10 protein-coding genes and 1 pseudogene are annotated in these 8,493 nt (G+C 31.3%); 4 read left to right on the top strand and 7 right to left on the bottom strand.

Going from position 1 to position 8,493, the window contains the following annotated elements:
- The 4 genes from AJ885_RS08625 to pseI all read right to left on the bottom strand — a co-directional run.
- A partial coding sequence (locus AJ885_RS08625; protein WP_148123901.1) for a methyltransferase domain-containing protein occupies positions 1-378 on the bottom strand: 378 nt, incomplete at its 3' end.
- Positions 375-1,538 (bottom strand): aminotransferase LegC, encoded by a 1,164-nt coding sequence (legC, locus tag AJ885_RS08620; protein ID WP_070281098.1) that lies wholly within the window; start codon positions 1,536-1,538, stop codon positions 375-377. The genes legC and AJ885_RS08625, both read right to left, overlap by 4 nt.
- Complete coding sequence (gene legB / locus AJ885_RS08615; protein ID WP_002832449.1) at positions 1,531-2,502, bottom strand: 4,6-dehydratase LegB; 972 nt, start codon at positions 2,500-2,502, stop codon at positions 1,531-1,533. Before legB ends, legC begins: the two co-directional genes overlap by 8 nt.
- Complete coding sequence (gene pseI / locus AJ885_RS08610) at positions 2,499-3,530, bottom strand: pseudaminic acid synthase (protein WP_002875131.1); 1,032 nt, start codon at positions 3,528-3,530, stop codon at positions 2,499-2,501. Before pseI ends, legB begins: the two co-directional genes overlap by 4 nt.
- A gap of 255 nt (positions 3,531-3,785) precedes the next feature.
- Here pseI and pseA point away from each other — a divergent pair, with 255 nt between their 5' ends.
- The 3 genes from pseA to wbuZ are packed head-to-tail and all read left to right on the top strand — an operon-like array spanning position 3,786 to position 6,271.
- Complete coding sequence (gene pseA / locus AJ885_RS08605) at positions 3,786-4,922, top strand: pseudaminic acid biosynthesis protein PseA (protein ID WP_002784894.1); 1,137 nt, start codon at positions 3,786-3,788, stop codon at positions 4,920-4,922.
- On the top strand, positions 4,919-5,524 hold the full coding sequence (hisH, locus tag AJ885_RS08600; RefSeq protein WP_002864311.1) for an imidazole glycerol phosphate synthase subunit HisH: 606 nt from the start codon (positions 4,919-4,921) through the stop codon (positions 5,522-5,524). Before pseA ends, hisH begins: the two co-directional genes overlap by 4 nt.
- A complete protein-coding gene (gene wbuZ / locus AJ885_RS08595; protein WP_002786691.1) occupies positions 5,525-6,271 on the top strand; it encodes a glycosyl amidation-associated protein WbuZ in 747 nt (248 codons plus the stop codon). It begins immediately after the preceding gene.
- Here wbuZ and pseH read toward each other — a convergent pair.
- Genes pseH through pseF form a run of 3 tightly spaced genes read right to left on the bottom strand, consistent with a single transcriptional unit; the run spans position 6,236 to position 8,212 of the window.
- Entirely contained in the window at positions 6,236-6,709 is a 474-nt protein-coding gene (gene pseH / locus AJ885_RS08590) for a UDP-4-amino-4,6-dideoxy-N-acetyl-beta-L-altrosamine N-acetyltransferase (protein ID WP_002781802.1), read from the bottom strand. The genes wbuZ and pseH overlap by 36 nt on opposite strands.
- Positions 6,706-7,530: a UDP-2,4-diacetamido-2,4,6-trideoxy-beta-L-altropyranose hydrolase gene (gene pseG, locus AJ885_RS08585; protein ID WP_002790573.1), complete on the bottom strand. Its 825-nt coding sequence runs from the start codon at positions 7,528-7,530 to the stop codon at positions 6,706-6,708. Before pseG ends, pseH begins: the two co-directional genes overlap by 4 nt.
- The gene (pseF, locus tag AJ885_RS08580) at positions 7,514-8,212 is read right to left on the bottom strand and encodes a pseudaminic acid cytidylyltransferase (RefSeq protein WP_002777693.1); all 699 of its coding nucleotides are present in this window, start codon (positions 8,210-8,212) and stop codon (positions 7,514-7,516) included. Before pseF ends, pseG begins: the two co-directional genes overlap by 17 nt.
- Before the next feature lie 78 nt (positions 8,213-8,290).
- Between pseF and AJ885_RS10220 the strand changes: the two are divergent.
- Positions 8,291-8,493: pseudogene (locus AJ885_RS10220) on the top strand (DUF2920 family protein); the annotation flags it as partial.

The following is an 8,493-nucleotide window of genomic DNA, read 5'->3' as shown; positions in this document are numbered from 1 at the left end:
AGCATCAAAACTTTCATCTTCAAATTCATCAAGTTTTTGTTCATAATCTCCAATTTTAATTTCTTGTATACGGTGATTTAAATTTTCATTTTCTAGACATTGCTTAAATCTTTCTACTCCCGTTTTACTCCATTCTATGCCACTAACACTGAAACCTTCTTTAGCGCAAAACCAAAGATTAGCACCTGTGCCAAGTCCTAATTCTAGTATATTTATTTTACTTCTATCTTTAACATTGTAAAAATTCTTTGCAATAAAACGGATTAAATTTTCGCTAGGGTATTTCCCCCATTCTTTTTGGGAAAAAATATTTTCCCAAATTTGGGCATTTGTACCTTGATTTGTTGAAATTTCTATATTGGATATATATTTTTTCATGATTTTCCTAAATTTTTATTTGCTATTCTAACGCTACTAGGTAAATTAATCAAGCGTTTTTCTAATTTTTTAGTGTTTATAAGCTCATTGCTTTGACAGTTTTGAAAAGCTTTTAAACTCGGTAAGCTTTTCCATACAGGACGGACGAAAATATTATTTTTCAAGCATTCTTCTAAAAAGATATTTCTTAAATTTTCATCTTTAAAAAGCAAGGTATTGAGCCAAAAATTGCTTTTTTCATTGCTTTTTTCATCGATAAATTTACATTTATCGTGATTTTTAAAAAAATCCTTGTAAATTTTAGCAAGTTCTCTTTTGTTTTCTAAAAAAAGTTCTAAATTTTCAAGTCCTGCAAGCAAGATTGCTGCGTTTATATTGCAAAGACGGTAATTATAAGCTATCCTATCATGATCGTATTCGTAAGGATGGGGGATTTTAGCTGTGGTGCTAAGGTGTCTTGCAAGTTTGGCTAAATTTTCATCATCGCTTAATATCGCCCCACCGCATCCACCTGTGATGATTTTATTACCATTAAAGCTTAAAATTCCACACTTTCCAAAAGTGCCTAAGGCCTTGTTTTCATAGGTGCTTCCTAAGGCTTCTGCAGCATCTTCAATTAAAAGGATGTGGTATTTTTCACAAAGCTCTTTGATGGCTTTTATATGAGCGCTTAAACCAAAGGTGTGCATAATAACACAAGCTTTGATGGGTTTGTGTGTGGTTTTGTTATAGCTAAGATTATCTTTTTGATAAGTTTGATTTTCTAAAAAATGCTCTAAAGCCTTAGGACTTAAACTTAGAGTGTTTTCATCTATATCTAAAAAAACGGGTTTTGCACCTGTATAAGCGATAGCATTGGCCGTAGCGACAAAGCTTATGCTTTGAGTGATGACTTCGCAGTTTTCATCGATACCATTAGCTAATAAAGCGATATGAAGGGCTGCTGTACCTGTATTTGTAGCGATGACAAAGCGTGCTTTGGTTTTTTCTTTTAAAGCTTCTTCAAAACGCGTTACAAATTCTCCTACGCTTGAAACAAAACCGCTATCGATACATTCTAAGAGATATTTTTTCTCATTGCCTATAAAGCAAGGCTCATGTAGGGCGATATTTTCTTTATTAAAAAGACTTTTTATAAAAGAAATTTCTTTTTCAAACATTATAAAGCTCACTTTTATAATTTTCTAAATTTTCTTTAAAATACTCTATGCTTTGTCTTAAACCTTCTTCTAGACTTATTTTGCTTTGCCAATTTGTAGCTTTTTTAAGCTTGTTTGCATCGCAACAAAGTCTAAAAACTTCGCTATTTTTAGGACGCAATCTTTGCTCATCTTGGATGATTTTTACCTTAGAATCTAAAATTTTTTGTATGAGATTAAGTACTTCTTGCATGGAGTATTCCACTCCTGAGCCTATATTATAAACTTCTCCAAAATGTTTTAAATTTAAAAGAGAGATAAAACCCTCGCAAGTATCTAGCACAAAATTTAAATCCCTTTTAGGGCTTAAATCTCCTAGTTTGATTTCCTTTGCTCCGCTTAAAATTTGTGTGATGATGGTAGGTATGATAGCCCTTGCGCTTTGTCTTGGTCCATAGGTGTTAAAAGGGCGTGCAATATTGACATTTAAATTAAAAGAATTATAATAACTCAGCGCCATCATATCTGCAGCGATTTTGCTTGCAGAATAAGGGCTTTGAGGTTGTAAAGGGTGTTTTTCATCGATGGGCACATAAAAGGCCGTGCCATAAACTTCGCTTGTTGAGGTGTGGATAAAATGCGAAATTTCGTTTTTTTTAGCTGCTTCGAGCATATTTAAAGTGCCATTGACATTGGTATCCACATAGCTTTGTGGGGCTGTGTAGGAGTAGGGGATGGCGATTAAGGCGCCAAGATGAAAGATCGCATCTATATTTTTGGTGATTTTTTCGCAAAAAAAACTATCTCTTAAATCCCCACTTACAACTTCCATGTCTTTTAAAAAAGGACTTTTTTCTAAATGTCCCCAAAAATTAAAAGAATTATACTGGCTTAAAGCTCTGACTTTAAAACCTTTTTTGATCAAACTTTCACAAAGATGAGAGCCTATAAAACCATCAGCACCTGTAACTAAAATATTTTTCATGTAAAATCTCCTTGTTTTAAAGCATCGCCAAATTCTATATCTTTAGTGGCTTTTTTTCCCAAAAGTTCTTGATAAAATTTAGGATGTAGTCCAAAAGAAGGACGTACTGATTTTACATTTTCTTCACTGAACATTTCACCTTTTTTGATATCCTTGCTTGCATATAAGCTTCTTGCAAAAACACGGTTTTTAAGAGCTTTTTCATCTAAGTCTAACTTACCATCACCTAAAGCACTTTCAGCCTGTCTTACTGCATCTACCATAGCTTTAAATTCATCAAAATCAAGACTAAATTTACTGTCTTCGCTTTCTATGTTTTTGTCTAACATAAAATGCTTTTCTATCACTCTAGCTCCAAGTGCTACTGCCATAACAGGGGCTAAAAAACCAAAGCTATGATCACTTAGTCCCACTTCAACATTAAATTTTTCTTTTAAACTTACTATGCCTTTTAAATTCATATCTTCTATGGCAGTAGGATAAGCCGAAGTGCATTTTAAAAAGATTAAATCAGGATTTTTTTCTTCTTTAAAAATTTCACAGATTTTAAAAAGTTCTTCTTCTGTAGCAATGCCCGTTGAAACGATAGTAGGTTTTTTTTCTTTGGCGATTAAACGCACGAAATTTTCATCATTGGCTTCAAAAGAAGCGATTTTATAGGCTATAGGATCAAAGCGTTTAAGAAATTCTACATCTTCTTTAGCAAAGGGACTTGAAAAACAAAGTATGCCTTCATTTTGTGCGGTTTCAAAGATTTGAGAATGCCATTCATAAGGGGTTTTTGCACTTTCATAAAGCTCATAAAGTTTTCTTTTATCCCAAAGCCCACCCTTAATAATAAAATCTTCTTTATCGCTATTTAGTGTGAGGCTATCTGGAGTGTAAGTTTGGATTTTTATCGCATCAGCACCTGCTTTTTTGGCTGCTTTTATGCTTTTAAGTGCCATTTCAAGACTTCCTGCGTGATTTGCACTAAGTTCTGCTATGATAAAAACCTTTTTATCGGTGTTAAAATTTCCTATTTGCATACTTTTCTTTCTTTGGTAAATTTCCTGACTAAAATGATATATAATTATATTATATATTTCTTCAATTTATATATTTATATTATATAAATATTACAACTTTGTTATGATTTTGCTTGGTTTCATTCAAAAAATGCCATATGGATTTAAATTATAGAATTCATTCATTTTTTAATTTTTATATAATATAAATATATAAAATCATAAAATAAAATTTAATTATAACGATATATATTTAAGACTAATTAAAGGAAATTTATGAAATTTTGTAAAAAATGTGTGATGCCAGATACTAAGCCCGATTTACATTTTGATGAAGAAGGTGTTTGTGATGCTTGTCGTTCTCAAGAAGCTAAAAATCAAAATATTAATTGGCAAGAAAGAGAAAAAGAATTTTTTGAGCTTATAAAAAAATACAAAAAACATCCTGTTTATGATTGTGTTATCGGAGTAAGTGGCGGAAAAGATTCTACTTTTCAAGTGGTTAAAATGCTTGAACTTGGACTTAATCCTTTGTGTGTGTGTTTTGAGCCTAGCGTACCTACGAAAATAGGGCGCAAAAATTTAGACAATTTAAATCATCTTGGCGTGGATTTGATCCATATCAAGCGTGATCCAAAAGTTTATCAAAAACTTGCCCGTGAAGCTTTTATAAGAACAGGGGATAATGAGTGGCAAAACCATTTGGGAATTTTTACTTCTGTTCCACGCATAGCGGTAAATTTTGGAGTGCCTTTGATCATCTGGGGAGAAAGTCCGCAGATAGAGTATGGCGGTCCTGCGAGTAGTAAAAATAAAAATATTTTAGGCAGAGAGTGGCTTGAAGAATTTGGCGGGCTTTTAGGAAATCGTGCTTCTGATATGCTTGGGGTAAATGGTATCACTGAAAAAGATTTGTTTTTATATACTTATCCAAGTGATGAAGAACTTCAAAGAGTAGGGGTTACTGGGCTATTTTTAGGGTATTATTTTAAATGGGATTATAAAAAAATTCTTGAAATTTCTAAAAAATATGGTTTTTTAACTCTAGATCATCCTGTTGAGACTACTTATGAAAATTTTGAAAATTTAGATTGTTATTCTAATCATGTGCATGATTATTTAAAATACTGCAAATACGGCTTTGGTAGAGCAACGGATAATGCTTGTTTGGATATTCGTTTAGGTTATATCAGCCGTGAAGAAGGGGTGCGTTTGGTACAAAAATACGATGGCAAGCCCCCTAAAAAGGCTATTAAAAAATACCTTGAATTCAGTGGTTTTAGCGAGGAAGAATTTCAAAAAATAGTAGATTCTTTTACCAATAAAAAAATTTTTAAACGTGATGAAAATGGTAAATTTATAAGAGATTATGATGGTTCTTTGGTAAGAAAAGACGAGTGTGTTTTAAAATGATAGCGCTCATTGATTACAAGGCGGGAAATTTAAACTCTGTTGCTAAGGCTTTTGAAAAAATAGGAGCTATAAATTTCATAGCTAAAAATCCAAAAGATTTGCAAAAAGCAGATAAATTGCTTTTACCTGGAGTGGGATCTTTTAAAGAAGCGATGAAAAATTTAAAAGAATTTGGTTTTATAGAAGCTTTAAAAGAGCAAGTTTTAGTACAAAAAAAACCTATTTTAGGCATTTGTTTGGGAATGCAGCTTTTTTTAGAAAGGGGCTATGAAGGTGGAGTTTGCGAAGGACTTGGTTTTATAGAAGGTGAAGTAGTCAAATTTGAAGAGGATTTAAATTTAAAAATCCCACATATGGGTTGGAATGAGCTTGAAATTTTAAAACAAGTTCCTTTGTATCAAGGCATAGATAATAAGAGTGATTTTTATTTTGTGCATTCTTTTTATGTGAAATGCAAAGATGAGTTTGTAAGTGCTAAAGCACAATACGGACATAAATTTGTTGCATCTTTACAAAAAGATCATATTTTTGCTACACAATTTCACCCCGAAAAAAGTCAAAATTTAGGCTTAAAACTTTTAGAAAATTTTATAAGGCTTTAAATGTTAAAAACTAGAATTATCCCTTGTGTTTTGTTAAAAAACGGACAACTTGTTAAAAGTATAGAATTTAAAGATTTTCGCACTATAGGGCATTTAACTTCAACAATGAGAATTTATAATGCACGCAATGTTGATGAGCTTATTATCTTAGATATAGATGCTTCAAAAAGTGGAGAAATAGATTTTGAAAGTATAGAAGATCTTGCTAAAGAATGTTTTATGCCTTTAACTATAGGTGGCGGGATAAAAACCCTTGAAGATATACAAAAGATTTTAAATTTAGGTGCGGATAAAATTTCTATCAATTCTAAGGCCTTAGAAGATATGGATTTTATAAGTAAAGCGGCTAATCGTTTTGGTTCTCAATGTATAGTTTGTTCTATAGATGTTAAAAGAAAAGGAGGGCAATTTTGTGTTTATGACAGGGGAAATTTACTTGAAAAAAGTCCTTTAGAACTTGCTTTAGAATATGAAAAAAAAGGAGCTGGAGAGCTTCTTTTAACTTCTGTGGATTTTGAAGGAAGGGCAAAGGGTTATGATTTAGAACTTTTAAAGATCTTTCAAAATAAACTTAAAATTCCTCTTATTATCAATGGAGGACTTAGCAATCCAAGTGATGGAGTTGAGGCTTTAAATTTAGGTGCTGATGCTTTAGCGGGTGCTTATATTTTTCATTTTTCTAAGTATACCCCTAAAGATGTAAAAGAAGAATTAGCTAGGCAAGGCTTTGCAGTCAGATTGCTTTAGGCAAATATGGTAAAAATCTTTATCTTCATCATAAATAGTAAAATGATTTTGTTGATATAATTTTAAAGCTTTGCGATTGTCTTTGAAAACATAAGCTTTAAGAGTATTTACTTTTAAGTTTTCAAAAGCGTATTTTATAATTTCATTCATTAAAATTTGTCCTACGCCTTTTAAATTAGGTTTTGCGTAAAGTCCAAATTCGCAAGATTTAGTTGTGATATTGACAAAATCAATTACGCCGATAATCTGTTCATCTTGAAAAACTAAAAAATATTTTTTGCTAGAATCTTGATGTAATTTTTTTAAAAATCTTAAATGTTCTTCAAAATCAATATATTTTGTTTTCATAAATTGATTGATATCGGGGTGATTGCGCCATTTAAAAATCAGCTCTATTTCTTGAGAATTAAGTTCTGTGAAATTTTTAAGTTTTATCAATACTTATACTCCACTTCATACCCTTTTTTAGCAAGCCAAGTTGCTGTAGATTCTTGATTTTTAACATAACAAATAGCTTTGAAATTTGCCTTTAAAAGCAAGGCTTCATTGACTAAAGAACTTGCACTAATGATGAGTTTATTGCTTTCATTCATCAATTTTGCAATATTTTCATGATCGATAAATAATCTAATATTGTTATGTAATTTTGCAAATTTTTGCAATTTTTTAAGATTAGGATTAGAAGAGCTGGTTGCAATGCTGATGATTTTTGTTTTAGGTAATTCGCTAGCAATTTGTAAAGAAAGGTTTTTTATATCAGTTCCACCCATGCAAATGAAAAAATCATATTTTTTTTCTCTATTTTCTTTGGCCTCTTGATAAAATTCTTCCCTGATTAAAGCATAAGAAAAACCACATCTTACTTCGCATTTAAAAGGCACTAAACCTTCATAATCACTTGCTTTTGCATAGGCATTGACATTGAGTAAAATATCACAATGATGAGGCTTTATTTCATCATCAAAGCTTAGAATTTTCACCCCTGTTTCAAGCTTGATCAGTTTTTCATCATCTACGCTGATGCCATAGTGATCAATGATAAGAAGTTCAAATTTTTCTTCTTTGATGAGATTGATAAGTTCGTAAATGCTTTCACTATCAAGCTCATAAACAGGATAAGGAATTTCATCGATCAAAGAGCCTTCTAAAGGCAAACAAGCAAAACTTACATCGCTATATTGTTTAGCTAAGACTAGATCACGTTTAATGTGTCCAAAGCCTATTTGACTGGAGCTATCGCTTCTAAAAAGCACTTTCATGATTTACCTTATAAAGTATTTTTGCAAATTCCAAATCTTGTATGGTGTCTATATCGCAAACTAAATTTCTTGGCAATACAAACACGCTAGAATGAGGTTTAAATATAAAATCTTCCTCAAGCCAAGCTTTGCTTGTACCAAAATAAAAAGCTCCTGCATCATGATAAGCTTTTGTTAGATCTTGTGAACGACTTTTATAATGTTTTTCATCAAACATATAAACTTGATTGTTTTCATTTAGATAAAATGCCCTTTGTATAGGATACTCAAACTCAGTAGCAGCAAATAAAAACTTGCTTTGATTTTGTATAAATTTTTCATAGGCTTGTTTTAAAATGTCTTTATTTAACAAAGGAGCAGTAGCATAAAGGCAGCAGACATGATCATAAATTTGATTTTGGCTTTGTAAAATTTCTATGGCATTTTGCACTACAGCAGTGCTTGAAGCATAATCATCGCTTAAATTTTTATCACGCACAAAAGGAGCTTTTGCACCGTATTTTAAGGCTACTTCTATGATTTCTTCATCATCGCTTGAAAGCACCACTTCATCAAAAATACCTGAATTTAAAGCATTTTCTATGCTATAAGAGATTAAAGGTTTACCTAGAAAATCAATGATATTTTTTCTAGGAATTCTTTTTGATCCACCACGAGCAGGGATTATGCAAAGATTTTTCATAGTTAAGCCTTGTTTTTGTGTTTTATTTTACTAAAATTTAAGTATAATTGTCTTTAAAATACAATAAAAGGCTTAAAATTGCTTATAAACCAAACCTTTGAAATTGATTCTTGTGATGATGTAGAATTAAATATAAAAAGAACTAGCAAACTTGAATACCGCATTAGCTATGATGATGAAAAAGATATCAAAGCCATAGTTTTTGTCATAGGAGGTTATGGAGCTAATGCAAATATTTCTTTTTTAGATTTTGATAGGGAATATATTGCTAAAAATTTTGA

The organism is Campylobacter sp. BCW_6464, assembly GCF_001762775.1.
GTDB classification, from domain to species: Bacteria; Campylobacterota; Campylobacteria; order Campylobacterales; family Campylobacteraceae; genus Campylobacter_D; species Campylobacter_D jejuni.
The sequence above is the reverse complement of the archived record's forward strand: the minus strand, read 5'-3'. Positions and strand labels throughout refer to the sequence as shown.